General features: G+C 66.4%; 24 protein-coding genes and 2 pseudogenes. 10 read left to right on the forward strand and 16 right to left on the reverse strand.

Annotated elements, in window-relative coordinates:
- Positions 1-96 precede the first annotated feature (96 nt).
- Positions 97-903, forward strand: coding sequence for an enoyl-CoA hydratase (locus A5651_RS14000; protein ID WP_066981452.1), 807 nt, complete (start codon positions 97-99; stop codon positions 901-903).
- A gap of 108 nt (positions 904-1,011) precedes the next feature.
- A pseudogene (gene tet(V), locus A5651_RS14005) lies at positions 1,012-2,257 on the forward strand (tetracycline efflux MFS transporter Tet(V)).
- Here the strand turns inward: tet(V) and A5651_RS14010 are convergent.
- Together A5651_RS14010 and A5651_RS14015 are read right to left on the reverse strand one after the other, a co-directional pair.
- The gene (locus A5651_RS14010; RefSeq protein ID WP_066981455.1) at positions 2,254-2,997 is read right to left on the reverse strand and encodes a CPBP family intramembrane glutamic endopeptidase; all 744 of its coding nucleotides are present in this window, start codon (positions 2,995-2,997) and stop codon (positions 2,254-2,256) included. The pseudogene tet(V) and the gene A5651_RS14010 overlap by 4 nt on opposite strands.
- Positions 2,994-4,139, reverse strand: a complete 1,146-nt coding sequence (locus A5651_RS14015) for an NAD(P)H-binding protein (protein WP_066981458.1) — start codon at positions 4,137-4,139, stop codon at positions 2,994-2,996. Before A5651_RS14015 ends, A5651_RS14010 begins: the two co-directional genes overlap by 4 nt.
- A gap of 302 nt (positions 4,140-4,441) precedes the next feature.
- Between A5651_RS14015 and A5651_RS14020 the strand changes: the two genes are divergently transcribed.
- The gene (locus A5651_RS14020; RefSeq protein WP_066981462.1) at positions 4,442-5,167 is read left to right on the forward strand and encodes a fasciclin domain-containing protein; all 726 of its coding nucleotides are present in this window, start codon (positions 4,442-4,444) and stop codon (positions 5,165-5,167) included.
- A 3-nt stretch (positions 5,168-5,170) separates the two neighbouring features.
- Here A5651_RS14020 and A5651_RS14025 read toward each other — a convergent pair whose 3' ends face one another.
- The 3 genes from A5651_RS14025 to A5651_RS14035 form a co-directional block, all read right to left on the reverse strand.
- Positions 5,171-5,968 carry a crotonase/enoyl-CoA hydratase family protein gene (locus A5651_RS14025; protein ID WP_066981465.1) on the reverse strand — a complete coding sequence of 266 codons (798 nt, stop codon included), beginning with the start codon at positions 5,966-5,968 and terminating at the stop codon, positions 5,171-5,173.
- A complete protein-coding gene (locus A5651_RS14030) occupies positions 5,965-7,122 on the reverse strand; it encodes a thiolase family protein (protein WP_066981469.1) in 1,158 nt (385 codons plus the stop codon). Before A5651_RS14030 ends, A5651_RS14025 begins: the two co-directional genes overlap by 4 nt.
- A gap of 86 nt (positions 7,123-7,208) precedes the next feature.
- Positions 7,209-10,373: an adenylate/guanylate cyclase domain-containing protein gene (locus tag A5651_RS14035; RefSeq protein WP_066981472.1), complete on the reverse strand. Its 3,165-nt coding sequence runs from the start codon at positions 10,371-10,373 to the stop codon at positions 7,209-7,211.
- 128 nt (positions 10,374-10,501) lie between these two features.
- Between A5651_RS14035 and A5651_RS14040 the strand changes: the two genes are divergently transcribed.
- Positions 10,502-11,299: a FadR/GntR family transcriptional regulator gene (locus A5651_RS14040; RefSeq protein WP_066981541.1), complete on the forward strand. Its 798-nt coding sequence runs from the start codon at positions 10,502-10,504 to the stop codon at positions 11,297-11,299.
- 29 nt (positions 11,300-11,328) lie between these two features.
- Here A5651_RS14040 and A5651_RS14045 read toward each other — a convergent pair whose 3' ends face one another.
- The 5 genes from A5651_RS14045 to A5651_RS14065 form a co-directional block, all read right to left on the reverse strand.
- A complete protein-coding gene (locus tag A5651_RS14045) occupies positions 11,329-13,101 on the reverse strand; it encodes a DUF3556 domain-containing protein (RefSeq protein ID WP_066981477.1) in 1,773 nt (590 codons plus the stop codon).
- 76 nt (positions 13,102-13,177) lie between these two features.
- The gene (locus tag A5651_RS14050; RefSeq protein ID WP_156662900.1) at positions 13,178-14,434 is read right to left on the reverse strand and encodes a DUF1298 domain-containing protein; all 1,257 of its coding nucleotides are present in this window, start codon (positions 14,432-14,434) and stop codon (positions 13,178-13,180) included.
- 9 nt (positions 14,435-14,443) lie between these two features.
- Entirely contained in the window at positions 14,444-15,346 is a 903-nt protein-coding gene (locus tag A5651_RS14055; RefSeq protein ID WP_066981480.1) for an alpha/beta fold hydrolase, read from the reverse strand.
- A 6-nt stretch (positions 15,347-15,352) separates the two neighbouring features.
- A complete protein-coding gene (locus A5651_RS14060; protein WP_066981483.1) occupies positions 15,353-16,000 on the reverse strand; it encodes a hypothetical protein in 648 nt (215 codons plus the stop codon).
- Positions 15,997-16,623, reverse strand: coding sequence for a tetratricopeptide repeat protein (locus A5651_RS14065; RefSeq protein ID WP_066981486.1), 627 nt, complete (start codon positions 16,621-16,623; stop codon positions 15,997-15,999). Before A5651_RS14065 ends, A5651_RS14060 begins: the two co-directional genes overlap by 4 nt.
- A gap of 166 nt (positions 16,624-16,789) precedes the next feature.
- On the opposite strand from A5651_RS14065, the gene A5651_RS14070 reads away from it, so the two are divergent.
- Positions 16,790-17,368 carry a TetR/AcrR family transcriptional regulator gene (locus A5651_RS14070; protein ID WP_066981489.1) on the forward strand — a complete coding sequence of 193 codons (579 nt, stop codon included), beginning with the start codon at positions 16,790-16,792 and terminating at the stop codon, positions 17,366-17,368.
- 10 nt (positions 17,369-17,378) lie between these two features.
- Here the strand turns inward: A5651_RS14070 and A5651_RS14075 are convergent, their stop codons facing one another.
- Both A5651_RS14075 and A5651_RS14080 read right to left on the reverse strand, forming a co-directional pair.
- Positions 17,379-17,852, reverse strand: coding sequence for a VOC family protein (locus A5651_RS14075; RefSeq protein WP_066981492.1), 474 nt, complete (start codon positions 17,850-17,852; stop codon positions 17,379-17,381).
- Between the two features lie 62 nt (positions 17,853-17,914).
- A complete protein-coding gene (locus A5651_RS14080; RefSeq protein ID WP_197496616.1) occupies positions 17,915-18,520 on the reverse strand; it encodes a TetR/AcrR family transcriptional regulator in 606 nt (201 codons plus the stop codon).
- A gap of 107 nt (positions 18,521-18,627) precedes the next feature.
- On the opposite strand from A5651_RS14080, the gene A5651_RS14085 reads away from it, so the two are divergent.
- Positions 18,628-19,485 (forward strand): alpha/beta fold hydrolase, encoded by an 858-nt coding sequence (locus A5651_RS14085; RefSeq protein WP_066981550.1) that lies wholly within the window; start codon positions 18,628-18,630, stop codon positions 19,483-19,485.
- Positions 19,486-19,516: 31 nt separating this feature from the next.
- Here A5651_RS14085 and A5651_RS14090 read toward each other — a convergent pair whose 3' ends face one another.
- Complete coding sequence (locus A5651_RS14090) at positions 19,517-20,236, reverse strand: TMEM165/GDT1 family protein (protein WP_066981553.1); 720 nt, start codon at positions 20,234-20,236, stop codon at positions 19,517-19,519.
- A gap of 319 nt (positions 20,237-20,555) precedes the next feature.
- Complete coding sequence (locus tag A5651_RS14095) at positions 20,556-23,174, reverse strand: LuxR family transcriptional regulator (protein WP_066981495.1); 2,619 nt, start codon at positions 23,172-23,174, stop codon at positions 20,556-20,558.
- Between the two features lie 188 nt (positions 23,175-23,362).
- On the opposite strand from A5651_RS14095, the gene A5651_RS14100 reads away from it, so the two are divergent.
- Positions 23,363-23,737 (forward strand): limonene-1,2-epoxide hydrolase family protein, encoded by a 375-nt coding sequence (locus A5651_RS14100; RefSeq protein ID WP_066981499.1) that lies wholly within the window; start codon positions 23,363-23,365, stop codon positions 23,735-23,737.
- On the opposite strand, the gene A5651_RS14105 is transcribed toward A5651_RS14100, so the two are convergent.
- Positions 23,734-24,675 (reverse strand): hypothetical protein, encoded by a 942-nt coding sequence (locus A5651_RS14105; protein ID WP_231988685.1) that lies wholly within the window; start codon positions 24,673-24,675, stop codon positions 23,734-23,736. The genes A5651_RS14100 and A5651_RS14105 overlap by 4 nt on opposite strands.
- A gap of 34 nt (positions 24,676-24,709) precedes the next feature.
- Between A5651_RS14105 and A5651_RS14110 the strand changes: the two genes are divergently transcribed.
- Positions 24,710-25,483: an adenylate/guanylate cyclase domain-containing protein gene (locus tag A5651_RS14110; protein ID WP_066981556.1), complete on the forward strand. Its 774-nt coding sequence runs from the start codon at positions 24,710-24,712 to the stop codon at positions 25,481-25,483.
- Between the two features lie 4 nt (positions 25,484-25,487).
- Here A5651_RS14110 and A5651_RS14115 read toward each other — a convergent pair whose 3' ends face one another.
- On the reverse strand, positions 25,488-26,204 hold the full coding sequence (locus A5651_RS14115) for a hypothetical protein (RefSeq protein WP_066981505.1): 717 nt from the start codon (positions 26,202-26,204) through the stop codon (positions 25,488-25,490).
- An 85-nt stretch (positions 26,205-26,289) separates the two neighbouring features.
- Here A5651_RS14115 and A5651_RS25720 point away from each other — a divergent pair, with 85 nt between their 5' ends.
- The gene (locus tag A5651_RS25720) at positions 26,290-26,577 is read left to right on the forward strand and encodes a hypothetical protein (protein ID WP_066981508.1); all 288 of its coding nucleotides are present in this window, start codon (positions 26,290-26,292) and stop codon (positions 26,575-26,577) included.
- Positions 26,578-26,579: 2 nt separating this feature from the next.
- Positions 26,580-26,824: pseudogene (locus A5651_RS14125) on the forward strand (hypothetical protein); the annotation flags it as partial.

Below are 26,824 nucleotides of genomic sequence, written 5' to 3' on the forward strand. Positions count from 1 at the left end.
CCCGCCTCCCGTAGTTGACCGCGACATAGCTTACTTGTATAACCAAGTGGACCAGCCGCGGGTCCGCGTGGGCTCACCCAATCTAAGGTTCACTCGATGACTTCCACCGATTCCAGCGCATATGTGAGCGTCGACGGGCTGGAGGTGAGTTTCGGCGACGGGATCCTGTCGCTGACCCTGAACCGGCCCGACAGCCTGAACTCGTTGACCGCGAGGATGCTCAACGGCATCGCCGACGCGCTCGAGCGGGCGGCGGCCGACCCGCAGGTCAAGGTGGTGCGGCTGGCCGGGGCCGGCCGCGGCTTCAGCTCCGGTGCCGGCATCAGCGCAGAGGACCAAGCGCAGAAGGCCGGCGGGCTGACGGTGCTCGACGCCGCCAACCGGGCGATCCGGTCGATCGTCGCGCTGCCGCGTCCGGTCGTCGCGGTCGTGCAAGGACCGGCTGCCGGGGTGGGCGCGTCGCTGGCGCTGGCCTGCGATGTCGTACTCGCCTCAGACAAGGGCTATTTCATGCTCGCGTTCACCAAGATCGGCCTGATGCCCGACGGCGGCGCCTCGGCGTTGGTCGCCGCGGCCGTCGGCCGGATCCGCGCCATGCGAATGGCGCTGTTGGCGGACAAGATCCACGCCGAAGAGGCATTCCAGGCGGGCCTGGTGACCGCGGTCTATCCCGCCGGGGAACTCGACGCCGAGGTCGACAAGGTGATCGCGACGCTGGCGCATGGTCCCGCCGTCGCGTTGGCCAAGACCAAGGACGCCATCAACGCCGCGACGCTGACCGAACTCGAGGCGGCGCTGCAGCGCGAGCACACCGGCCAGGCTGCGCTACTGCGCGGCACTGATTACCGCGAGGGCATCAAGGCGTTCCAGGAACGTCGTCCGGCTCACTTCACCGACTCCTGACCTTCTCGCCGACGCCGATCTCGGCGACGGAAAATCGGTGGACGCCGCCGTGACCGGTCGGCGACCATCGATTGCGTGAGCACGCAATTCGAGATTCAACAGCCGGTCGTGACCGCCGACCGCTGGCGTGTGCTCGCACCGTTCGCCTCGCGGGAATACCGACTTTTGATCGCCGCGGTGTCGCTGTCGATCTTCGCCGAAGGCATGTGGGCCGTCGTTATGGCGTTGCAGGTCATCGAGCTGGGCAACGATCCCACAGCACTGTCGCTGGTCGCGACCTGCCTGGGCACCGGGCTGGTGGCGTTCCTGCTCATCGGCGGCCTGGCCGCCGATCGGATTGACCAGCGCAGGATCATCATCGCCGTCGAGGCCGTCAACACCATCGTCGTCACCGCCGTCGCGGTGTTGGGATTCATTGGGGTGCTGCAAATTTGGCACATGGCAGTAGCGGCCGCAGCGCTCGGGATCGCGGCGGCGTTCTTCTTCCCCGCCTACAGCGCGATCTTGCCCAGGATCCTGCCGGCTGACCAACTTCTGGCCGCCAACGGGGTCGAAGGCGTCGTCCGCCCGGTCTTCCAGCGCGCCGTCGGACCCGCGATCGCAGGCATGCTGGTGGGCGCGACCTTCCCGGCACTGGGCTCGGCCGCCGTCGCGGCGTTGTTCGCCGTCGGCCTGCTGTTGCTGGTGGCCACCAGGCCGGCGACGAAAACCCTTGTATGAACGTGAACGCCCACACATGGCGCGAGATCTGCGCGACGGTTTCGTCTTCATGCTGCGCACGCCGTGGCTGCTGTGGACGCTGCTGTTCGCGAGCATGTTCGTGCTGGTGGTGCTGGGCCCGATCGAGGTGCTGCTGCCGTTCATCGCCACAGCCCGGTTCGCCGACGGCGCCAGGACCTACGGCTTCATCCTGGCGTTCTTCGGGGTAGGCAGCGCATTGGGGGCGCTCGCGGTGTCATCGAGGCGGCTGCCCCGACGCTATCTCACGGTGATGATGGCGATGTGGAGCCTCGGTTCGATCCCGCTGGTGATCGTCGGCGTCACCTCGTCGTTCCTGCTGATGGCGGTGGCGACGTTCGTCATCGGCGTCACTGACGGTGCGGGCATGGTCATCTGGGGCACGCTGCTGCAGCGGCGGGTTCCCACCGAGATGCTGGGTCGGGTATCGAGCCTCGACTTCTTCGTGTCGCTGGCGTTCATGCCGGTGTCGTTCGCGATCGTCGGCCCGCTGTCGAGGATCGTCTCGATGGAGACGATCTTCTTGGTGGCGGGCCTGGCGCCAATCGTGTTCGCCGCCATTGCGATCCGTGCTGCGCGGATGCGTCAGGACGAAGTGGCCAACCCGATGCGCTAGACGCCGAACAGACCGGGCAGCACCAGCACCATGATCAGCCCCCACACCATGTGGGTGAGGATCGGTGCGAGTACTCCCCCGGTGGCTCGCCGTTCGAATGCGCACACCGCCCCCAGCACGAGGGCGGCGAACGTCAGCATGGGGTTCAGCGTCGATACGCCGATCACGATGATGTACACGATCGTCGAAATGATTGCTGGGTGGTGCTTTTCGAGCGCCGAGTACAACGCTCCGCGGAAGAAGAGCTCCTCGGCGAGGCCGTTGATGACGGTGATCAGTGCGACCAACGGCAGGCTGCCGTGGTTGGCGAACTCGAGCACGTCGGCGGCGTAATCCCGGAGCGCCGGGATCTCCCGGGCGGCTAAGCCGCCCACCACGAAGGCGCCGCCGAGAGCCAGACCGATGAGTGTGCCGGTGATCACGGGACGTTGATTGCGCCCGAAGAACCGGACGTGCCCGAGATGCAGCGGCCGTGATGCCAGCGCCCCCAGCACCCATACCCCGGCCAGCGCGAACGTCAGCCCGTAGAACGACGAGTCACCCGGCGGGCGACTCAACGAATAGCCAAGCACCGCAGCGCCTATCACCACCACGACCGCGACCGCGATGCGGCGACGCAATACCACCGCCGGTGGTTCGTGGTACGGGACGGGCACGCGGGTGAGGTTGGCTTTGGCCTCCTGCAGGAACGACGGGCGCGTCTGCGGGCTCGGTTGCGTCGTCGTGCTCGGTTCTGTCATGCCGGGTGTTCTTTCGGTATGAGGTCGATGAGGCTGTCGAGCCCGGTCCGCAGCGCTGCGGCGACGGGTCCGGGTAGGGCATTGAGAAGTCCGAGGGCGGGCCTGGCGACCGGCGGCGTCACCGCCGTGGCGAGTTGCCGGATGCGATGCGTGTCACCGCCGGCCCACACCGGGTCGGTGTCGGCGAGGTGATGGGGGTCGACCAGTTCGTTGACGGGTCGGGGACGTCCGTTGGACAGTGACCGCTTGATCGCCTCGTCAATGCCGACCAGCCCGCCCGGGGGATCGGCTACCACGTCGCGCAGGCCGTCGGACGCGCTCATCGGATGGTCAAGCGACTCAACGAGATCGGAGGCGAGTCCCCCCGGCACGGGCAGCACGACCGACGTCACCATCGACACCACGCTGGTATCCACGCCACGAATCGGCACACTAGCCCGCCGCCTACCCGTTGCGCGGCCATATGCGGCCAATAGGTCGCGGTAAGTGGTCGACTCGTCCCCGGAGATGTCATAGGCGCCGGCCGGCACCTGGTTCTCGTCGGCGGCGGCGGCCAGGTAGTAGAGAACGTCGCGGATGGAGATCGGGTCCATCGGGTTGTCCATCCACGCCGGAGACGGGATCACCAGGAAGCGGTCACCGACGTACCGCAGCATCTCGAACGAGGTGGAGCCCGCGCCGATGATCATCGCCGCGCCCAGCCACACCACCTCGGGCCCGCCGTCGATGCTCAGCGCTTCGGCGACCTCCGCGCGGCTGGTCAGGTGTTCCGAGAGATCGCCTTCCTCAGGCACGAAGCCGCCGAGGTAGACGATCCGGCGCACGCCGGCCGCCTTGGCCGCCTCGGCGACGTTGGTGGCGGCCGCGTTGTCGGCGTCTCGAAAATCGGGTTGGCCGATGCCGTGCACCAGGTAATACACGACGTCGACGGGGCCCGCCTCGGAGAATGCCGTTGCGGCCGACGCGGGATCGTGTGCGTCCAGTGCGACCGCGGTTACTTCGCCGTACCACCCGAATGCGGTCAGCCGGTCGACCTTGCGCGACGTGGCGACGACGTGGTGGCCTTGGGAGAGCAATTCGGTGACCAGTCGAGATCCGACATAGCCTGTAGCCCCGGTGACCAGGATTCGCATCGATTTCACCGTAGGGTGTTACCCGCGCTCGGTCGCGCGGAATCGCGGCCATGGTCGTGGGCGCTGCGGTGCAGATCGATCAGCCGGCGGTGCACCTCGGCGCGCGCCGTTGAGGATCATGGCGCCGATACCGATGAGCGCGTCGTCGGAACGTTCGCGCGGCCGGTCAGGCTCCCTGACAGCACCTCCCAGGGAGCAGGCAAATCGCAGGTCAGCGGCCATGTAGCGGGAGATCTTGCAGGCACTGGCTTTGGCATTGGCTCGTCAGTGCCCCTAACATGCCTAGCGACTGACGAGCTGAGGAGCCGATAGTGAAGAACCGCACCAGCAAGGCGACGGGTGTCGCGGCGGCGTTCGCTGCGATCGCGGCATCGGTGCCGCTGGCGGTGAACGCCTACGCCGACCCGACGCCGACGACCACTTCGACCGCGCAGGCGGAGATCCCTGACCCGCAGGGCAACTGCGACCCGTTCAAGAAGGCGGTGCCTGACTGGAAGGGCCTCAACGACGTCCCGGTCAGCAAGGCGCTGGCCAGCATCCCCGACATCAGCACATTCAGCGCCGCGGTGTCCGGCGGGCTGAACCCCGCGGTGAACATCACCTTGGTGCTGGACAACGGGCCGTACGTGGTCTTCGCGCCGAGCAACGAGGCGTTCGAGGAACTCGAGCCCGGCCAGCTTGATGCGCTGAAGGCCGACCCCGCCGCGCTGACTCGCCTGGACTACTACCACGTGTTCCTGGGTCTGCTCGGCCCGGAGGACGTGCACGGGCAGCGTCCGACGCAGGAAGGCGCCGAGATCAAGGTCGACGGCAAGAACGGCGACATCAAGGTCAACGGGACCGCGAAGCTGATCTGCGGGGGCATCCAGGCCAAGAACGCGCGGATCTACATCATCGACAAGGTGCTCGACCCGGCGTCAGCGCCGGAGCCGATTCAGCCGACGACGAGCGGGTCGTCTACGACCACCGCGACGACGACCTCGTCGACGCCCAAGGCCGCCGCGCCTGTCCCGGGCGCTGAGGCGCCTGCCGGCTAGCGGCTACCTGGCCTTCCAGACGGGCTGGCGTTTCTCGGCGAACGCGAGCGGTCCTTCCTTGGCGTCCTCGCTGCGGATCACCGCACTGATCTCGCGCATGGTCCTGGCCCAGCCGGGTTCGTCGCCGACGATCACGCCGTCGTCGACACCCATCGCAACCCGCTTGCTGGCCCACACGGCCAGCGGCGCGTTGACGGTGATGCGTTCGGCGAGCGCTAGCGCGGCATCGACGGCCGTGCCGTCGGGCACGACCTGATTGATCAGGCCCCACTTCAGCGCGTCGGCCGAACTCATCGGCTCGCCGGTGAGCAACAGTTCCATCGCCACCTTGCGCGGGAGATGGTCGACGATGCGGAAGACGCCACCCGCCGCGGCGATGAGGCCGCGCTTCACCTCCGGCAGGCCGAACTTCGCCCGCTCCTCGGCCACCACCAAATCGCTGGCCAGTGCCAGCTCGGTGCCGCCGCCGAGCGCGGTGCCGTTGACGGCTGCGATGGTCGGCTTGTCGATGTAGTGGTGGACATACCCGGCGAAACCCCAGTCGGCGTGGTCGGGGTGAAACAAGCTCTCCCTGCGCGATATGGCCTTGAGATCGGCTCCTGCACAGAAGGATTCACCGACGCCGGTGATGACAACGGCGCGTACGTCGGCGTCGTCCTGCGCCTCCTGCAGCGCGTCGCCGACCGCGGTGCTCAGCGCACTGTTGACGGCGTTACGCGCCTCGGGCCGGTTCAGCGTGATGACCATGACGTTGCCCCGCCGCTCGGTGAGGGCGGCGGGGACGGCCACGTCTTGGGTCACAACAGTTCGACGATGGTGGCGTTGGCCTGGCCGCCGCCCTCACACATCGTCTGCAATCCGTACTGAATTCCCTTGTCGCGCATGTGGTACAGCATCGTGGTCATGATGCGGGCGCCCGAACCGCCGAGCGGGTGGCCCAGCGCGATGGCACCGCCGTTGGGGTTGAGCTTCTTCTCGTCGGCGCCGATGTCCTTCAGCCAGGCCAGCGGCACGGGGGCGAACGCCTCGTTTACCTCGAACACGCCGATGTCCTCGAGCTTCAGCCCGGACTTCTTCAGTGCCTTCTGCGTGGCGGGGATCGGCGCGGTCAGCATGATCACCGGATCGGCGCCGGCGAGAGTGGCGGTGTGGACCTTGGCGATGGGCTTGAGCCCCAGCGACTTTGCCTTCTCTGCCGACATGAACAGCAGTGCGGCAGCCCCGTCGGAGATCTGCGACGAGTTGCCCGCGTGGATGACGCCGTCCTCTTTGAACGCCGGCTTGAGCGTGGCCATCTTTTCGATGGTGGTGCCGCGGCGGATGCCCTCGTCCTTGAGCACCGTACTTGTCTCAGTGCCGTCTCCGACGGCCTTGATCGCGACGATCTGGTCGTCGAATGCGCCCGAATCCTGTGCGGCGGCGGCCTTCTCATGGGAGCCGAGCGAGAACTCGTCGACCGTCGTGCGGTCGAAGCCCCACTGCTCGGCGATCATCTCGGCGCCGATGCCCTGGTTCGGCGTCCTGCTGTAGCGATCCTTGAACCCCTGCGGATACGGGTTGCCGCCGCCCGCCAGCGAGGCGCCCATCGGGGTACGCGACATCGATTCCACGCCGCCGGCGACGACGACGTCGTAGTGTCCGGCCACCACACCGGCGGCCGCGAAGTGGATCGACTGCTGGCTGGAACCGCACTGCCGGTCGACGGTCACGCCGGCGACGCTCTCGGGCCAGCCGGCGGTGAGCAGGGCGGTGCGGCCGATGTCGAGCGCCTGCTCGCCGGCCTGCATGACGCAGCCCCAGATGACGTCGTCGACGATGCCCGGGTCGATGCCGGTGCGCTCGACCAAGCCATTGAGAACCTGGGCGGACAGTTCGGCCGGGTGCACCCCGGACAGACCGCCGTTGCGCTTGCCGATCGGCGACCGCACAGCTTCGACGATGACGGCTTCAGCCATGACACTTCTCCTTCGAAGGTTTTGGGTGGGTTCTCCCCACAAAGGTCCATTTTCGACCGTAGAGGAACAAAGTTCACTAGGTCAACCTACTGGTTGGTAGGTCGCACCATCTCTGCGGCCCAGGCCATATGACCTTCAAAGCCGAGGTCGGCAGCCCTCTTGCGGTAGCGGTCGCGCTGGTCGCGATAGGTGGCTTCGTCGCCGTCGGCCTGCGCCAGCAGGGCGCGCATCCGCAGCAGCCAGATCTCGTAAATGACGACGCCGGGCTCGGTGAGCACGGCCGCCAGCCCGTCCGTCACTTCTTGCGCCTCGCTGCGATCGGCCGCAGTGCCGCGGCGCAGCAGCAGTTCCACGAGGGTCGCGCAGACCACGCCGAACCACATGAAGTCGCCCGAACGCAAGTACTCGGCGCGCGCGGTCCGGGCCAATTCGATGGAACCATCGATGTCGCCGCAGCGAGCGCGCTCGCGCGCGACGTGGATGTCGATCAGCGGCACGTTCTGCGGCATCATGATGCCCCTCTGCCGAGCGTCGTCATGGAGCTCGCCCAGAAGCTGCGCGCCGGCCTCTCGGTCGCCACCTCGTTGGTAGACGAGCGAAATTCCGAGCGCAGTCTTCGCGAGGTCAATCGTTATCTGTTCACCGAACTGCTGACCGCCCGTGTAGATTTCAGCTGCTTCATCGACAATGCTCGGCGTGACTGTGAGCACGCCGTTCGGCACCGCGTACAGATACACGTGCCAGAAGGTGCCTGACCGGAATGCGGGCGCGACAGCAGCCACTACATTCAGGGCCCGATCGAAATCCTCCCGCCACCCTGGCGATCCCCTGCTCCAACGGGCAATACCGCGAACGGAGAAAGCGGAGGCGACCGGCGATATCGTGATCAGCTCGCCGAGACATGGCTGGCCGCCGGTCATGTCGATGACGCGCTGAGCCAGTTGCATGGCGATCGCTATCTTGCCGGCTTGGATACTGGCGGTGAGCGGCGCAACCGATAGAGACACCGTCAATTGCGGGTCGTCGATCTCATCCAGTATTTCGATGAGCTCCGCGACAAGTCCGGATGCCGGGCGTGGGCCGAGGTCCATGTTCCTGGCCAGCGATAACCCCGCCAGTCCTATTGCCAGCGAGCGCTTATCGCCCGCCGCTTCACACAATTCCTTGAGTTCAGCGAACGCATTGTCCGCGTGGCCGCTGCGACTGCGGTACTCCTGTGCGCAGAGATGTGCACGCGCCGATATGCGCATCGACAGCTTGTCGCGATCATCATCCGGAAGTTGATCCGCGACCTGTCGTGCCCGCAGCCAACTTGACTGAGCCGCAGCGAAGTTCCGGAACGTGAACCACGTCGCGGCACGCATGTGCCAATCGAACGCCGCGTGCAGATCTCCTGCCGCCTCCATGTGCTGGGCGATCGACGCTGCGTTCTCGTCGACGGCACCGCGCGCCTCGATCGCACGGGCGAGTGTTCGATGGAGTTGGCCGCGTTCTGATCTGAGCTGTGATTCGTATGCGACTGTTCGGGTCAGCGGATGCCTGAACGCGTACTCCGCGGGCTCGGTGAACGCCACTTGGTCGACGAGTTCGGCCGCTACCAGCGGGGCGATCTGCGCCTCGCCGACAAGCCTGTTCAGTAGATCGGTGTCGAACCGCAGCCCGATGACCGATGCCGCGTACAACGTCTTCTTCGCAGCGGAGGGCAGACGGTCGATGCGCGCGCCGATCGTCGACTGCAAGTTGGCAGGCACGTCGACGTTGTCGACCGCGCCCCGGAGCACGTACGCGCCGGGCTCGCCGTCTAGGACTTCCCGCTCGGCCAGGTCACGCACGATCTCTTCGGCGAAGAATGGGTTGCCGGCCGACCGAGCCACCACGCGGTCGACGAGCGTGCGAAGCGATGGATCTGCCCCGACCAGACCGTTCGTCAATTGCGTTGTGTCCGCGTCGCTCAGCGGCCGCAACGCGATTGTCTGTGCACCCGACACGTGGCTCAAAGCACCGCGATATTCCGGGCGGTAGGTGATCAGCATCAAGGATGGCACCTGCGGAATGACTGCCATGAAGTCAACCAGCATCGACTCGCTTGCGGTGTCGATCCAGTGAACATCTTCGACGATGACGACAGTCGGCGACGTCAGTGCGAGGGCGGCTCCGTTGATCAGTGCTGTCAAGCGCCGACGCCGCGCGTCGGGTCCGATATCGGGTCTGGCTGTTGCCGAGTCGCCGATGCCCAACAGGTCGTCGATGAGCAGCAGATCTTCGGGGCTGGCTTTCGGCAGCCTGGCTCGGATCTGTTCCCGGACTCGGTCGGGAGCCATGCCGACGGTGCCGGTGGTTGCACGCAGTAGCCTTGCCACCGCTTGGAAAGGGATGTCGGCGGTGTGGGATTCGCAGTATGCGGCGTACACCGGCACACCGCGGCTTTCCGCAACGGCGACGGCTTCACGAATCAATCTGCTCTTACCGATCCCCGGCGCACCCACGACGGCGACGACGCTCCCCGCACCGCCAACAGCCTCGTCGAGTAGCGCCCCGACGGTGTTCAGTTCCCATGTCCGGCCGACCAGCGGGGAGTCGCTGCGCCGGCGGGCGTGGTGCTCGCCGATTGCCAGCAACCGTCTCGCCCGCACTGGAGCGTCGGCCCCCTTGATCTGAACCAGTTCCGGCTTCTCGAGGACGACGATGTTCTCAACCAGCCGCGCTGTCGATTCACTCAACATCACGCCATCTGGCGGCGCCGCGGCCTCCATCCGCTGCGCCAGGCCGACCTGCTCACCGATCGCGGTGTAATTGGCTGCGGTCGAGCCGATCTCGCCCGCGATCACCTGTCCGGAGTTCAGCCCGATCCGCAACCGGAGTTCAGTACGGTCACGCTGGGCAACCTCGACGGCCAAAATCGCAGTTTCGGATTGAATCTCCAACGCCGCCATGCATGCTCGAAGAGCGTGGTCCTCCAACGCAATCGGCGCGCCGAATACCGCCATGATCCCGTCGCCGGTAAATTTGTCGACCGTTCCGCCGTACCGTTTCACCACGGCCACCGACCGATCAAAGAGCTCCGCCATGATCTCGCGCAGCCGCTCCGGACCGACCGTCGCGGCGATGTCCATCGAATGCACGACGTCGGCGAACAGGACGGTCACCTGTTTGTACTCGGCAGGCTTCGTCACAGGCGACACCGCCGCTCCACACTCGCTGCAGAACTTGGCGGTCGGCGACAGTTCGGTGCCGCAGGCCGTACACGTCACAGGCGTATGGTTCCACCGCCGCGGCCGCCATACTCGCAGTTCGCACAGCCACCTGCAGAGTTCCAGCACATGGTTTACTGAGTTGTATACCTGGCCGAGCTGGTCGGGGAGACCTAACAGGAGTGGTGGTGGCTCACAGCACGCCGTTGGCGCCGATGATCGGCCCCGACGCGGTTTCATCGCCGGGCGGCGGGCCGATCCGCTCGCCGAAGACCGCCGAGCTCGTCGCCGGAACGCTACGCCGCATGGTCGTCGACGGCCAGCTGAAGGAGGGCGACTACCTGCCCAACGAGGCCGAGCTGATGGCCCACTTCGGCGTCAGCAGGCCGACCCTGCGCGAGGCCGTTCGGGTGCTGGAGTCCGAGCGCCTCGTCGAAGTGCGCCGCGGATCGCGGACCGGCGCACGGGTGCGGGTGCCCGGCCCCGAGATCGTCGCGCGCCCGGCGGGGCTTCTGCTCGAGTTGTCCGGCGCCACGATTTCCGACGTGATGACCGCGCGCTCGGGCGTCGAACCCTTGGCGGTGCGGCTGCTCGCCGAAGCCGGCAACGCCGAGGCGTTTGATGAACTCGACCGCATGCTCGACGGAACCATTCCCGCCGGCTGGCAGTCCGGGCGGCTCGCCGAGACCACTGGTGAATTTCACCGCAGGATCGTCGAGCTGTCCGGCAATGCCACGCTCGCCATGATCTCGGGCATGCTGCACGAGATCACGGTGCGCCACATGACGTTCGTGTTCAAGGAGCGGCGCCCGGTGTCGAAAGCCGACTACGACAAGCTGATGCGGTCCTATCACCGGCTGATGGAGATCATGCGCTCCGGCGACGCGGCCGCGGCGGAAGCACACTGGCGCAAACACCTCGACACGGCGCGCAACCTGCTGCTGACGGGCCTCGAGAGCGTCAAAGTCCGCGACGTCGTCGGCTGACCCCTCGCCGAAACTGCGGGGAGATCGCCTCAGCCGCTTGTTTCGCGATCTGTGCGCAGTTTCGATGCGTCGTCGGCAGACCACTCGACATGCACGGGTATGTCGTCGGTCCACGGCTGTCCCGTCACCATGTCGGCGACGTTGACATAGCCGCGCTCGAACTCCCCCGTTGCGGCGTCGACCAACCGGTACTGCTGCCGCTGCCGGTGAATCGGTTGCGCGTCGAGCATGATGACGCGCACCTCGTCCGGTTCGAACCCGCAGCGCTCCTGCATGGCGGCGATCAACTGCTCGTTGTGCATGTGGCCGTCACCGAAGTTCCACCCCACAGCGGTACTGCACAGCCGCTCGCCCTCGGTGATGATGTAGTCGTCTTCGTTGCGTCCGGCCAGCGCGTTGTGCACCAGTGTCAGCAGCGCTTTGCCGTGAGAGTTGAAGCCGCGGAACGCATATCCCTTGTAGAGGTAGATCATCGCCTGCTCCGGGCTGCCGTAGAACTTCTCCAGCTGGGAGGCTGGCATGCTCGCGATCGCGACGAGACCGCGCTCGATCTTCTCGTTCGCCGACGGCTTCAGACACCACCACGAAGTGTCCCAGTTGCCGGCGTAATACCGCATCCCCGGCAGGAACGAGATCTTGCGGGGGAAGAGGTTGCCCAGCGCGACGATGGTGGCCAACACCGCAAAGAGCAGCACGGGCAGCGGCGTGGTCAGCTGCGAGAGACCCACCTCGGCGTGCCCGACGAACAGCGTGATCACCGAGAAGATCATGAAGACGTTCCACTCAAGCGGCACGCCCATGGGAATCGCCGACAGGATCGCGAAGTGGAAGCAGAACATGACGAAGGCCGCAATCGCCGTCGGCCAGCCGCCGTGGGAGAACAGCAACACCAGCGGCACCAGCATCTCGACGGCGGTGCTGAAATGAGCGATCACCCGCGACACGCGACCGGGCCGCAGATCGTCGGGGAACCGCTCGAAGAACCTCCGCTTCAGCCGTTTGGTCCGGACCAGCGGATTATTCGACATCATCGTCGAGATCACAAACGGGAAGTGCTTGTTCAGCTTTGACGTCGCGGCCCCCATCCAGATCGCGACGCACACCAGCTTCGCGGCAATGATCAGGTCCACGCCGTAGCCGGCGAACAGGAACGCCACGGTGAACGAGCCGTAGACCTCTCCGCGTGCGGCCAGGAAGATCACCTTGTCACGCAGTCCGGCCAGCGCCAGCAGCCCGAGAATGGTCCAGATCTGCCACATCGGCAGGACACCGATCGATGTGCCGAGCACGGGCACCGGTCCCGTGCCGTCGGAGAACAGCGCGATCAGCAGGACCACCAGCAGCGCCCCGTACAGCACGACGTCCACCGGTTTGCGCGCGGTGCCTTTGGTCAGCGGCACGCGGTCGGGCCACGGTGGGAGCCGAATGGTGTTGGGCCGCAACCAGTACAAGATCGATCCCAGCGGCGGGAAGAACCGGTTGTTCAGCGGCCCGAACCCGCAGCCGAGGCCCACCACCTCGAACAGCATCGTGTAGAGCACGACCTTCTCGAAGAAGATGGGCTCGGTCCACCACTGACCGATGTTGGTGAAGCCGTCGATGCCCTTGGTGGCCAGCGCGAACAACCAGCCGCCGAGGATGTATAGCAGGATCTTGACGACGTAGAACAGGTGCATCACGACCGGCGTGCCAAAGCCGACCTCGGCCCAGTGTTCGGCCATCGGTCGGATCTTCTCCGAGCGGGTGCCTTTGACCCATTCGTCGAAGTCGACAACCGGCATGTCGGGCTTCAGGAATCCCATGACTTCACAGACTAGAACGTGTTCTAGGTTGGTCGTCAAGGTTCCGCCCCCTCAGCGCAAACCCGAGGAGGAACCGTCAGCCCAGGGCGCCGTCGAGGCGGGCAACGTATGCGTCGACGTCGCCGATCGCCGACTCGGCGGCGTGGACGCTCACCGCGATCGTGTTGCCGATCCCGTGGACGCCGTGGGTGAGGCCCATCATTGGCGACAGCTCGGGGTAGCCGGCGGTGACGACCACCGGTGCGTCACCGAAGCGCAAATCGGCGGGACCGCGGTTGACGCTCGAGACGACGGTGTTGCCGGTCACCGTGGGCGAGCGCAGAGTCGGATCGAATTGAGCCACGCCCCAGCGCAGCAGCGGCGCGGGCACGGTCGCGAACGCCTGGCTGGCCGCCCGCAGCGCCGGGTGTGCGGCCCGCCGCCGGCGGTCGGCAAGCTCGGCGGCGATCCGCGCGCCACGCTCGTCGACGGCGAGCTCTGGGTACAGGCTTACGCCGACATTGCCGAAGCTGTTATGTGCCTCGCGGGCGACCGCTTTCGCCATCGGTACCTCTGCGCCGAGCGTCGATGGGTCATCGTCCAGCTCGCGGAGGTGCGCCGAGAGCGCGGTCGACACGGCACACAGCACGCCGATCGTCACCGTCGTTCCGGGCAGTTGGTCACGGCGGCGAATCAGGGTGCGCAGGCTGCGCGCACCCGCCGGACGGGCGTTGCTGCGCAGCGCGGGCCGCGTCGGTGCCGGCGCCGGCACGCGACCCGATTCGGTGTCGCGGACCAGCTGGCGGTGTGCGCGAGCGGCGACGACGCTGCGCCACGGCGACCTGATCGCGCGCAGCCGCGGCGTCGGCACCGGCGCGATGTCGACCGCACGGCCCAACAGCCGCGCCGCCAGTTCCGACGACCGTTGGCCGTCAGCCAGCACGTGCGACATCTGCAGCACCACAACGGTTCCCGCACCCGAAGCGCCCGGTACACCGATGACCGGGCTGAAGATGTGCAGACGCCACGGAGCGACCCGAGGGTCAAGCTGGTTGGCGGCGAGTCGGCCCACCGATTCCAGGCAGCCGGACCAGCTATTGTCGGCGAGCTCCTGCGTGATGAACTGCCCGGCCACATCGCCGGTCACCCAGGCAGGATATGTGAAGGCACTCCCGTCGCGCACCAGCAGCCGCAATTCCGCACAGCCTGCCGCACGGTCGCGAACCTCGGCGACCGCTCGCTCGAAATCGGCTGGGACGCCGTCGAATCCGTACAGCAGAAATTGATCATTGGGGACCTTGGCCGACATCCAGTAGGTCTGCGCATCGACCGCGGCAAGCCGGCACATGCTCATCGCGACGGGTCAGGGTCGCCCGATGAAGTCGATGACATGACCGCCCACCACCTCAGGCTGCTCCAGCTGCAGGAAATGGCCTGCGCCCTCCACCACGAAGGCATCGCTGTGGGGTGGCAGGATCCGTTCCACCCACGAGATGTAATCCGGTGCGACACAACCGTCGTCATCCCCATGCAGATACAGCGTCGGTATCGCAGGGGGCTTCAGGAACCATTGATGCAACTCCGCATACTGCTCCGGCGGTGCGGTGAACCGGAAGTTGTCCCGATATGTCGCAAGCGCCGCGCGCCAGTTCTCCGGTGCCCCGATAGCCGCCTCGACGAGCGCAATGTCGTCGTCCTCGTCGTAACCCGGTGACCATTGGCGCCACAGGGAGCGAACCACCCGAAAACCGGAAAGCTCTGGCAGGAAGGGCAAAAGGAAGTACATGACATACCAGCTGCGCAGCAACTGACGCGGTATCTGTGCGGCGAGGCGGACCGGGTCCGGAGCGCGGCCCCATGGCTGAAATGACGCGAAGGGCGGAAACGACATCAGTACGGCCGATGCAATCGGCGTGTCCGGCATCGCGGCCAGACCGACCGCGGTTTGGGCGCCCCAGTCATGACCGATCACGACGTCGCGTCCGCCTGCGCCGACTGCATCCAGCACACGCAGCGCATCGTCGATCAGCGCACCGATGTGATAGCTGTCGTCCGCGGCGGTCGACGACGGCGCGTAGCCACGCATGAACGGCGCCACCACACGCCAGCCCGCGTCGACAAGGAGCGGCACGAGTTTCCGCCATCCGTACGGGGTGTCAGGAAAGCCGTGGAGACACAACGCGACTGGCCTGTCCGTCGGCCCCCAGCTCAACGCGCGCAGGTGCACTGCCGGGGTGGCGACGTCGATCCATTCCGGCTCGGTCATGGGGGCCTAGACCGGGGTGAATTCCGAGATCAGCCAGCGGTCACCCGACTTGTCCAGGGTGACGCGCACGCTGGATGCGGTATCGGTGGGTACACCGGTGCCGATCGTCACGGTCTGGTTGACGAACAACAGCACGACGGCGCGGCCCGGATTCGCCGATACCGACGCCGCCGCAGGCACACTGGCGACGGCCGATATCTGTTTCTCCCTGGCGCCGGGAATCACGATGTTTTTGGTGAGATCGGTGTACTGATCGCGAAATCCGCCGGTGAGCCGGTCGCGGGCCGCGGTCAGCTGCTGCTCGACGGTATCGGGTTTGTACGACAGCAACGCGATCGTGCTGTCCTTGGCGGCCTGAACCGACTGCTCCCCGACGATGTCGCTGTCACGCGCAGCTGAGTCCATGAACTTCAGCCACCCGGCGCCGATCACCAGGAGGAGCATCAATGCCGGCAGCACGCCGTACGCCACGACACGCGCCCAGTCGATCGGGCGCTTGGGTTCGGCGAAACTGGCGACAGCGGCGTCGTCGTCGGCGGTCAGCGCGGTCTCGGGTGCGGCGTGCTTACCCTCTGTATCCGTGCCGGTGTCGGTGTCCACACGAGCCGAGGTGTCGTCGACGGAGTCCTCGCTCACATGCTTGTTCTCGGTCATGATACGAACCTCACATTGGCCACCTTGGCACCGTCGCCGACTTTTTGCACGGTGATCCGCATTCGCCAGGCGCGTGGCTCCTGTTCTGCCGCACCGGCATTGGACGTCTTGACGGTGACAGCGACGAGCACATCGGCGCCGTCCTCGTTGATCGACTCGACGCCGGCCTCGGTGACGTTGCCGACGGATTTCGACTTCGCCTGCTTGACAACCTCTTTGAACGGTTGCGCCCGCGCCTGAAAATCGTCGTAAAAGGTGCCGGTCGAGGAGTCCAACACGCGCTGCACGTCTTCGTCGGCGTGCTCGAAGTCGATCGTGGTGAGGTTCACCGCCGCCTGCCGGCCCACCTGCAGGTACAGGTTGCGCTGCTGCGCCGCCTCGTTCGACTGGTAGGTACGCCAGCCGAGCCAACCGCACAGGCCGGCCAAGGCGACGACCCCGACCGACCCCAGGATCGTGGCGAGCCGGACGTGCGACATCGGCGTCTTCACCGGCGCCTGCTTCGCGGTGGTGTCCTCGGCCGTCGGCTTGTCGGCACCCTCAGCGCCACGGTCGGCGGCTGCCGTGTCCTGCGCCGTTTCCTCGCTCACGTCCCCGTCGGGGGCCCCAGCATCGTCTGCCATGTTGCTCCTCTGTGGCGCGGCGGCCTGCGTCCAGGCGTGCGTATGTCCGGTCCAAGGTACGTGCCGGAACCTGAGAACCACCCGGCGGCCACAGCGTGCGACGCGAAATGAAAGAACCGCCATGATTCTTCTAGAACCGAGTTCCAGAATCGGTTAGCGTGTCGGAATGACGTCGCCCCAGCGGCGTTGGTCGAAAACCGACGCCACGCAGCAGCGCATCCTCGACGCGGCGACCGACATCTTCAGCACGCGAGGTTTCTCGGCGGCCACCATGGCCGACATCGTTGGACGGTCAGGCGCCAGCATCGGCAGCATCTACCATCATTTCGGCGGCAAGAAAGAGCTGTTTTTGGCCATCTATGATCGGCTGTCCGCCGACGTCGAGCTCCGCCTCGCGGCGGCCACCGACGACGCCGCGAGCCTGGACAGCCAGCAGGCCTTCGCGCTGCATACCCGCGCCTATCTGAATGCGATATGGCAGAACCGGCGCGCGGCCAAGGTGATGGCATCCGGGGATGTCCCTGCCGATTTCGAGCCGCTGCGACGCAAGAACACGCTGACGTTCTTCCAGCGATGGATGGGAGTGCTCGACGTGGACTCGTCCGCGCGCGGTCAACTGCTCTCGCGAGTTCTGATCGCGATCATGTCGGAAGCGTCGCTGATGGTCACCGCGTGCGACGACGCCACCGATGTCGAGCCGATCTGTGACGCCACCATCGAGTGGATCACGCGGCTGAGAACCTGACAAAAGCCCGTCACGCGCGGGCGACAGCATCCTCGAGTTCGGCGATGACGATCTTGCGCATGCCGAGCATCGCCCCGGTGGCCGCAGCCGCGCGGGCCGGATCTGGATCGGTGGTCAGCTCGAACAGCCGATCGGGCACAATCTGCCAGCTAAGCCCGAAACGGTCCTTGAGCCAGCCGCATTGCGACTCCTCGCCGCCGTCGACGAGCCGGTCCCAGTAGTAGTCGACCTCGGCCTGGTCCTTGCAATGCACCATGAACGACACCGCTTCGGAGAACCGGAAGTGTGGACCACCGTTGATGCCGATAAATCGGGTGCCGTCCAAGACGAAGACACCGGACAGCACGCTACCGGGTTCGCCTGGGCCCGCGTCCGTCGTGCGATGGAGTTCCTCAACCGACGAGTTCGGAAAGACCGAGGTGTAAAACTCGGCGGCCTCTTCGAGGTTGTCGTCGAACCACAGGGACGGGGTGATGGCCGGCATGGGGGCCTCTCTATCTCTTTCGCGAACGTGACACCAAGACAGACCGGCCGGACCGCCGAAACTCATCTGCGGGCGCGGCACGCGCCCAATGCCCGCATCGAGAAGTCCAGTACGCGGGCCTTGCTCTGCCGAAGGGCCTCTTCGGTGCCTGCCGAGGTAGTCAGCTCACGACTGACGATTGCGCTGATGGCGACCGCGTCGGCTGCGGGGTCGGCTAGCGGAAACGAGCCGTCGTCTCGGCCGCGCGCGAGAATTCGCTGCAGCGATCGTTCGCGGTCGGTGTGCAGGCGCTCGCGGGTCTCCCGATACCCCTTGGCTGCGCGCACCTCGTCCGAGTCGATGACGGTGAGGTGGCTTCGCAGCCGCGGGTCGTGCGCGAGATCGAACATCATCTCGACCCACTGGTTCAGCTGGGTGACCGGATCACCGGGTGACTCGTCGGCGATGCGGTCCAGCCGGTCGACCAGCGCCCCGGCCTCCTGCTGCAGCATCGCCAGGAACAGTTCGTCCTTCGACGCGAAGTGGCGGTAGAACGCCCGGGTCGACAAGGCGGCGCGCTCGAGGATCGCAGCGACCGGGATGGGTCCGCTGTGCGGCTCGGACAGACAGCTATAGGCCGCGTCGATGATTTCCTGGCGGTCATCGCCGGTCGCCGGGCCGGGCTGCACGCTCGCCAAGTCTAGGTCGGCTGCTGGTCGCCGTTTGGTCACCGTCTTGAATAACCGCGTTTCGACGCTGGGTAACGTGAGCGCCGGGATTGGTCGAGAGGACGTCCGTGAGCGCTGGGCAAAGTGAACTACAGACGGTGAAATTCCGGGGTGTCGACGGCCTGACGCTCATCGCCGACGAATGGAACGCCACAGCGACGGGCGACCGGCCGTCGGTGCTGTTTCTGCACGGCGGTGGACAGAACCGGTATTCCTGGAAGAACACCTGCCAGATCCTGGCCGACGAGGGTCTGCACGTGGTCGCGCTGGACTCCCGCGGCCACGGCGACAGTGACCGCTCCCCCGACGCCAACTACACGGTCGACGTGCTGTGTGCCGACACCCTCGCGGTCATGGACCAGATCAACCGCCCGGTGATCTTGATCGGTGCCAGCATGGGCGGGATGACGGGCATCCTCGCCGCCGAGCAGGGCGGCCCCACGAAGGTCACCAAGCTCGTGCTCGTCGATGTCGTCCCGCGGTATGAGAAGGACGGCAGCGCCCGCATCCGCGAATTCATGGCCAGCGGTCTCGACGGCTTCACCTCGCTGGACGAGGCCGCAGAAGCCGTCGCCGCATACCTGCCGCATCGCAAAAAGCCGCGCAGCCCCGAGGGTTTGAAGAAAAACCTGCGGCTGCGCGACGGGCGCTGGTTCTGGCACTGGGACCCGGCTTTTCTGACCGCGCCCATCGACGATTCGTTCGTCCGCGACGAAAAGCTCGAACGGGCCGCCATCAGCCTGACGATTCCGATCCTGCTGATCCGCGGCAGGCTTTCCGATGTGGTCAGCGAGGAAGGCGTCAAGCACTTCCTCGCCACCGTGCCGCACGCCGAGTTCGTCGAGCTGTCCGACGCCGGACACACCGCGGCGGGTGACGACAACGACGCGTTCAGCGACGTCGTGGTCGAGTTCGTCAACCGGTGAGCCCCCAGACGCCGACAGCTCGACCGCGTCCTCAGCGAAGGCTATTAGCGGGCACGGGCACCGCCGGCGGCTGCGGCCGCAGCACGGGCGGACGCCACCGCTGCGGCAGCGCGCGCAAGACCACACCGAGCAGCACGACGACACCGACCGCGATCGCGGCAATCGCCACCGCGGGGAGGCCGGAGAAGAAGCTGCCGACGAGGACATAGGTGCCGAAGGCGACGAACGACGCGGCCGCCGCGAGCTGGATGAACCGCTCGGGCAGATGCTTACCCGCGATCGCGCCGATCACGATCGCCAAGGCATCGGCGGCGACCATGCCCAGCGTCGAGCCGATCCACACCCCTACCCAGTCGTTGTCGGCGGCGAGCGTGATGGTCGCGAGCATCGTCTTGTCGCCCAGTTCGGCGAGCAGAAATGCGGAGGTGACGGCGAGGAACGCCGGTGCGTTGGATCGCTGGGCGCGGGTTGCCTCGTCGTCGGACAGCGAATCGCCTCGCAGCGTCCACAACCCGAACAGGACAAACGCCACGCCGGCGAAGATGCCCAGCAGGTGAGTGGGCAGCGCAGCGCCCAGATAGTGGCCGACGGCGACCGAGATCAGATGCACCGCGGTGGTGGCGACGGTGATGCCGCCGAGGACGACCCACCAGCGATGACGCAACGCGAAAGTCATCGCCATCAACTGCGATTTGTCGCCAAGCTCGGCGACGAAGATGACGGCGAAGCTCAACAGCAACGCTGCGAACACCAACAACTCCTCGGTCGGTGGCTGCCGCTCGGAAGCTTGTCCAGACGCCTCCGACCGACAGCCGAAACGGCTCGTACGGTCGAAGGTCTCGCCCACCGGCCACCAGGCCGGCTCGGGAACCGGGTCGCGCGGACCAGTATGTCGATTGCCCGAATTGGGGGCTACTCCCCTTCGCTGCAGCACATGCTACCGGCGCCGCAGCAGACCCTGCAACCCGACCGTTACGAAATCCGGTCTGCCGCAATAAGTTTGAATACCCGGCCCCAATTGTTTGGTCACCCGTAAAAAGCAGGGAGCTCCACCGGACTTTCCGGGCCCATCAATCGGTTGCGGCCGGGCCTCGACGGATGATGGCGGCCAGCTCCTCACGAGAGTTGGCGCCGACCCGCTGGCAGGCCCGATACAGGTGTCCCTCGACACTGCGAACCGACATATAGAGCCGCTTAGCGATGTCCTTGTTGGACATGCCCGCAATCGCCAGCTCGGCGATTTCGCGCTGCCGCTGAGTCAGCGGATGGCCGGTCGGGCTGCGCAACGCCGGCGTGCTCAACCCGCCGCATTCTTCGGACAGACCCTGCGCGATCGCCGCCGCGTACAGCCGGCGCCGCCGCTGCTGACTCTGCGAGAACGCGACCGCGGCCTGCGCAGCGGCGTCGGCGGCCGTCGCGCGATCGCCCAGCGCCCGGTAGTCGTTGGACGCGGAGAGCAGGGCCTCGCCGTCTTTGGCCGCCAGCGCTTCGGTGTGCCGGGCGACGGCATCGGCCAGCGGCAGCGACAGCTCGTCGGCCAGCACCCGCGCGCGATCGGCCATCGAGGCGTCGCCCCATTGCGCCGCCACCTGCAGGCAGATCAGTTCGTGCGTCGGCTGCCCGCGATAGCGTGCCCGCACGGCGGCGTCGCGGACCGTCGTCACCGCGTCGGAAAGGAATCCGCTTGCCGCAAGCGCCCATCCGGTCGCGATCGCCAGCGCGGTGTGCATGTACACGTAGCTGTCGGGGACATTGGCGCGGGCCTCCTCGAGAGCCGCGTTCGCCTCGGCCGACTGACCGAGTTTGGCGTGCGCCTCGGTCAGCGCAAAACACGTTGCGGGCCGCAAGCCCGTTGTGATGCCGTGATGTTCGACGCCGGCGAGCGCCTCGTGCAGCAGCTTGATCGACCCGGGCAATTCGCCGCGCATCAGGTCCGATTGCCCGAGCAGAAACACGAGGTTCGCATACGCCAGACCGGGCACCTCGTTCACCGAGTCCGCCATCTGTTTGGCGAGCGTTGCGCAGTCGTCGATACGGCCGGTCAGCCGGCACGCGCGGGCATAGACGCCGCCGAACCAGAACCGCAGGGGTGCCGTTTGAAACGACGTCGACGCCCGATCGAGCGCCCCGTCGGCGACGGCGGTGAGCTCGTCCCCCCGGCCAAGGGCGCCGAGCGCCATCACCAACGCGAAGGACGCCATCATGGCGTGGAAGTCACTGAGATGGCCGGAATCCAATGCCGCGGTTGCCTTTTCGGCAGCGGCTTCACAGCGTCCGTAGACCGCTTCGACGCATGCCTGTACCGCAGCTCGAGAGGCGGCCTCAGCCGGCGTTTCCGGCCCGGCTGCCAGGCCGTCGAGAATGGCGGCGGCATCGGCGGGCCGACCCAGGATCCAGATGAGATTGGCCGCACGCACTGTCGACCACCGGTGGACGTCGTCATGACCGTCAGCGGTGATCTCCTTGAGGAACTTCTCGGCGTCGTCGCCGCGGCCGCGCAGCACCAAGTTCATGGCCTGTACGCCGGGCGCTTCGGCGGCGCCCGCTGACACCGCAGCGGTGGCGAACCGGTCGGCGAGCTCCAGGTCCAGCAGCGTCATCGCAAAGCGGGCAGCCTCGACGAACAGCTCGGGGTCGGCGGGCAGGTCCGATTCAAGGGTGAGCAGGGCGCGTCGCACCGTCGACTGCATGTCGGCGTCGGTCCGGTCGCCCAGGCCCCGGGCGAGCTTGCCCCGAATGCGCGACAGGTACATCTCCCCCGCGCCTGCGCGGCGCAGCTCTCCGTAGAGCGGATGGGCCAACCGCGCCATGCGCTGGTTGGCGGAGCGCTCGACGGTTACCAGCCGCATCTGCTCGGCGGTTTCCAAATCGGTACGGTCGGCCACGGTGCACAGCACGTCGACGGCCAACGGTTCACACTGTGACAACGCGTCGACCACCAGGGCCACTCCGTCAGACAACTCACCGAGTCGGCGGCCGACCATGTCAGTGATGCTCTGCGACACCGCGACCCGGTCGTCCCACATCCATACCCCGGCGACCTGCTGCATGCGCCCCGCCGCGATCTGATCGTTGAGCAGCTGACGCAGGAACAAGGCGTTGCCGCCGGTGAGTTTCCAAAACCGTTGCGCGCTGCGGGCGTCCACCGCGCCGTCGAGCGTCGACTCGATCAGGCTGCGCGTCCCTTGCTCGGACAGTGGTTCCAGATCGAGTCGCGCGAGCAGGCCGTCCTTCCACAGAGCCGTAATCGCGTCGGGCTCGTTCTCGCCGGTTCGCATGGTGACGATCAAACGCGGGCCGCGGGTCTGCGCGAGTTGATGCACCACGTGCGCCGACAAGCCGTCGAGAAGGTGCGCATCGTCGACGCCGATCAACACCTTGCCTTGACGTTGTTGGGCGACAAAGGAATTGATGAGGCGACTGACGTCGGGCATCGAGCTTCCGGCCGTCTCGGTGATCGTCCCGGTAAATGCACCGAGCGGTAGCGGACGAGCGGACTCGGTGCCGGTGATCCAGTTGGTCCGTTCACCGGCGGCCCGGGCACGGGCGAGCACCTCGCGGGCGAGGCGGGTCTTGCCAACGCCCGCCGCGCCGCAGATCACGACGCCGGAGTAATTGCCGGTTCCGCTCAGCGCACGACGAATCGCGGTGAGTTCGGTATCGCGCCCTGCGAGCAAATTGCCTGTCATGTCAATGGCTCCGCACAGGCCATGCGCCCCTCCGCCGGTCATGGACTGTTCAACGCGCCCAGCATAGGGTCTCGACCGTTGCTGGCACGGGGATTTCGTCGACGCGAAACGTGACGTGAGCTGACCTGGACAAACAGGGTGCGCGATGAGGGTTGATTTTCGTGGCCTCGGTGGCTTTCATTCATGGCATGACGCACTCAGCCGACGCCCTGGTGACCGAGTTCTGCAAGAAGTGGACGACGCCCGACCCGGACGAGTTGGCGGGCTACTTCGCCGAAGACGGCGTCTACCACAACATTCCGATGGAACCGGTGCAGGGGCGCGAGGCCATCAAGCAGTTCATTGGGGGCTTCCTGGCCGGGTTCGACGGCATCGACTTCCAGGTGCATCGGCAAGTCAGCGACGGCGATGTGGTGATGAACGAGCGCACCGACGTCATGCGCCGCAAGGACGGCGACCCGATACCGCTGCCCGTGGTCGGGGTGTTCGAAATCGAGGGCGGCCAGATCAAGGCCTGGCGCGACTATTTCGACATGGCCGCGATCACCAACGCATTCAGCTAGGCCAGAAGCCGGACCCGGTCGTCGCGGGCGTCGGTCAGGATCTCGAACATCGCGCGCCGGGTGGCACTGAGATCGGTCGCCGCAATTCCTTTTCCGGACAGACGGATTCGACATGTCGCCAGCGCGGAGTTGTAGCAGTACTTCGGTTCACCGTTGGTGTCGGTGTAGGTGAGCCCGATGATGTCGCCCGGTGATGCGGTGATCTCGCCGTCGACGGTCACGTCACCTAGCCGCGCGCCGAACGACCAGCTGAAGGGCCGGTACTCGCCGCGGGTGTGGCGAGCGTCGAGCATCGAGCGTGCCGCCAGCTGCCGGCCGTCATGACACAGCACCAGGAGCGTGGCCGCGGGCAGCGAGACGGGGCCGATGGCCGCGCGTGCGGTCACGATCTCCAGGCTCGATTCCGGCGCATCGTCGAATCCGCAGACCTGACCGAACGCATACGCCGGGGTGTGGCGCCGGCCCCAGTTGTGGTTGACGCTTCCGGTCCACCGGTCCACCTGCACGTCGGCGTGGTGGAGCTCGATATGGCCGTCGAACCGGGCGAGCGGATGACGAACCATGGTCTTGGCGGCCGGGAACCTGGCCTTATACGCGCGGTCGGTGAGCAATTTGACCGGCGCTTCGTCGCCGGGAGTGATCTGCAGGTCCCACCTTGCGCCCGTCACCGTGCCGCTAGCCGCGTGGTCGTCAATGCATGTCGCGCCGATGCAGGCCGTCCACGTCTCGTCACCGAAATCAGCCTGATCGATGGGAAAAGGCTGTTTGAGCGCCCGGTTGCCCGCGCCGTCGGGGTCGAACAGCATGACCCAGGAGTCGGCGACGGGCGCGCCTGTGGTCGGCATCAGCAGGGTCCAGCGCAGCCACAGCGCCCGCGCACGATCGGGGTCGTTGGCGCGGATGAACCTGCTCTCGTAGTAGGGCGGCTGTCGCTTCACGACATCAGCATCCAATACTTGAGCCGTGAACGGGATGCAGATCGCTGTGTATGCCCTCGCGGTGCTGGCCGTCGGCGAGGCCGTCGCGCTCGGCGTGCTGTGGGTGTTGCTGACCCGGGCCCGTCGGGAAGCCGAGGAATTGCACTCCCGGGTTGACACCCGTCAGATGCTGTTGACCGGCGGGCGCGAAGCCGTCAAGACCGTGTGGCAGACGGCCAACATCATTCGCAAGGAGGGCTTGGGCGCGGCAGTGCGTTCGTCGATCGAAGACCTCGCCGACTGGGCCGAGGTGGAACGTCCCGACCTGGCCCGGCTCGCGCCCGACGGCAAAGTGGCGATCCTGTTCACCGACATCGAGGAGTCGACGGCGCTCAACGAGCGCATTGGTGACCGCGCCTGGGCCCGCCTGATGGGCCGGCACGACAAGCTGATCCGCAGACTTGTCCATGACCACCGGGGTCACGTCGTCAAAAGCCAGGGCGACGGGTTCATGGTCGCGTTCGCCGAAGCCGAGCAGGCGGTGCGGTGCAGCGTCGACGTTCAACGCGCACTCCGGCGGCGGCCCAACGGGATTCGGGTCCGTATCGGCATCCACACGGGTAAGTCGGTGCGCCGTGGCGATGACCTCTTCGGCCGCAATGTCGCGATGGCGGCACGGGTGGCGGCCCAGGCCGACGGTGGTCAGACTTTGGTGAGCGAGTCGGTGCGGGATTCGCTCGACGGTGTGGAGGACATCGACTTCGACGACGGACGCGAGGTCGAACTGAAGGGGTTTTCCGGCAAGCACCGGCTGTACGCGGTGGCTTAAGGGCTCAAGGAGGCGTCTGCGCCTCGATCGCCTTGGCCAGCACTGTGCCTCGGCGGGTCAACTCCAGCAAGCAGAACCATTCCCACGCGGACTCATCGTCGAACCTGTCGACGTACACCGCGCGTATCCGGTCAAGTGCGTCCTCCACCGGGCAATCCCACGCCACGAACCCGCACGCCTCGGCGTCGATGGAGCCCACCACCACCAGCCCGCCTCGGATGAGCTCGGCGATCAAGTCAAGCGTGCGCTGTTGCACCACCTGGATCGGTACGTCCGGGCTGACCTCTTTGACACGCCAATGGATCTGACCCAGTTCGACCCAATCGATCGTGCCGTAGACCAACACGCGGGCCGCCGCCTGCGCAAACGGCCAGTCCCATTGCGTCGCAGCGGTGTCCGGCACTTCTTCGTCTCCGACGGGCACATCCCGAGCTGCTGCGCGTCCCGCCTCGGTTAGCTGTAGCCAACCCTCACGACCGTCGAGTCCATCGACGACGGGGATTGTCCAGGGCACGAATCCAGCCTGCGTGCGATCGCCGACGACGGCCAGCCTGTCATCGACCAGCGAACGCACCAGATCGACCAGCGCCTGCTGGACGACCTCCTCCTGCGCTCGTCCTGTGGCGCCGCGCAACTCCCTGAACACCAGGTTCTGCACCGCCCGCAGACCCAACAGGCCCGATTGCGCCCTAAACAGCACCTCATCGCGCGCCCATGACATGGTGCCGACGCTACCGAATTTTCCACCCCGTTCCTGCACCGAATTCGTGGAGCGGGCATCTCGCTCGCGGCGCTACGGTTGTCTGATGTCGTCAGTTCGCGTCGATCCTGCGGCGCTGCAAGCCGCGGCAGGCAAAATCGACGGCCTCGCGGCATCATTCACGGGGACGGGTGCACCTGCGGTCCCAGTGAAAGGTGTGCAATCGACGACGGCCGCCGTCAACGTCGCCCTCGTCGCCACCTCCGCCGCCGAGAGAGCCATCGCGGACCGCCTGCGGTCAACCGCGGCTGCGCTGTCTTCCGGCGGAACTGCCTTAACCGCAACCGAATACGCGTCCACAGCTGCCATTGCGGCAGTACCGAATTCCAGGTAGACATGTCCGCCAGTTCCGGCGGCGCAATGCTGCGATTATCGGAGATCCAGTCGTGGGACACCGAGCACCTCACCGTAGCCGCGGGGTGGTGGGATGCGACGGCCACCCGCTGGGAAGACGGGCTCTCCGAAGTCGTTGGGCACACGTACACGCCGGGCGGGAGCATCTGGGAAGGCGCGGCGGCTACTGCCGCCCAGGAACGCGCATTGGCCGATCGAACGAAGGCGCTGCGCGGCGGCGTTCACCT

Source organism: Mycobacterium sp. 1274761.0, from assembly GCF_001668615.1.
Classification (GTDB): domain Bacteria; phylum Actinomycetota; class Actinomycetes; order Mycobacteriales; family Mycobacteriaceae; genus Mycobacterium.

Bases quoted from the DNA above. Each gene is read 5' to 3' on its own strand.
- A5651_RS14000 (WP_066981452.1), top strand. From the start codon at position 97: ATGACTTCCACCGATTCCAGCGCATATGTGAGCGTCGACGGGCTGGAG.
- A5651_RS14065 (WP_066981486.1), bottom strand. From the start codon at position 16,623: ATGGCAGACGATGCTGGGGCCCCCGACGGGGACGTGAGCGAGGAAACG.
- A5651_RS14055 (WP_066981480.1), bottom strand. From the start codon at position 15,346: ATGACCGAGCCGGAATGGATCGACGTCGCCACCCCGGCAGTGCACCTG.
- A5651_RS14070 (WP_066981489.1), top strand. From the start codon at position 16,790: ATGACGTCGCCCCAGCGGCGTTGGTCGAAAACCGACGCCACGCAGCAG.
- A5651_RS14075 (WP_066981492.1), bottom strand. From the start codon at position 17,852: ATGCCGGCCATCACCCCGTCCCTGTGGTTCGACGACAACCTCGAAGAG.
- A5651_RS14010 (WP_066981455.1), bottom strand. From the start codon at position 2,997: ATGACAGAACCGAGCACGACGACGCAACCGAGCCCGCAGACGCGCCCG.
- A5651_RS14095 (WP_066981495.1), bottom strand. From the start codon at position 23,174: ATGACAGGCAATTTGCTCGCAGGGCGCGATACCGAACTCACCGCGATT.
- A5651_RS14050 (WP_156662900.1), bottom strand. From the start codon at position 14,434: ATGAGCATGTGCCGGCTTGCCGCGGTCGATGCGCAGACCTACTGGATG.
- A5651_RS14100 (WP_066981499.1), top strand. From the start codon at position 23,363: ATGACGCACTCAGCCGACGCCCTGGTGACCGAGTTCTGCAAGAAGTGG.
- A5651_RS14115 (WP_066981505.1), bottom strand. From the start codon at position 26,204: ATGTCATGGGCGCGCGATGAGGTGCTGTTTAGGGCGCAATCGGGCCTG.
- A5651_RS14110 (WP_066981556.1), top strand. From the start codon at position 24,710: ATGCAGATCGCTGTGTATGCCCTCGCGGTGCTGGCCGTCGGCGAGGCC.
- A5651_RS25720 (WP_066981508.1), top strand. From the start codon at position 26,290: ATGTCGTCAGTTCGCGTCGATCCTGCGGCGCTGCAAGCCGCGGCAGGC.
- A5651_RS14030 (WP_066981469.1), bottom strand. From the start codon at position 7,122: ATGGCTGAAGCCGTCATCGTCGAAGCTGTGCGGTCGCCGATCGGCAAG.
- A5651_RS14045 (WP_066981477.1), bottom strand. From the start codon at position 13,101: ATGGGATTCCTGAAGCCCGACATGCCGGTTGTCGACTTCGACGAATGG.
- A5651_RS14060 (WP_066981483.1), bottom strand. From the start codon at position 16,000: ATGACCGAGAACAAGCATGTGAGCGAGGACTCCGTCGACGACACCTCG.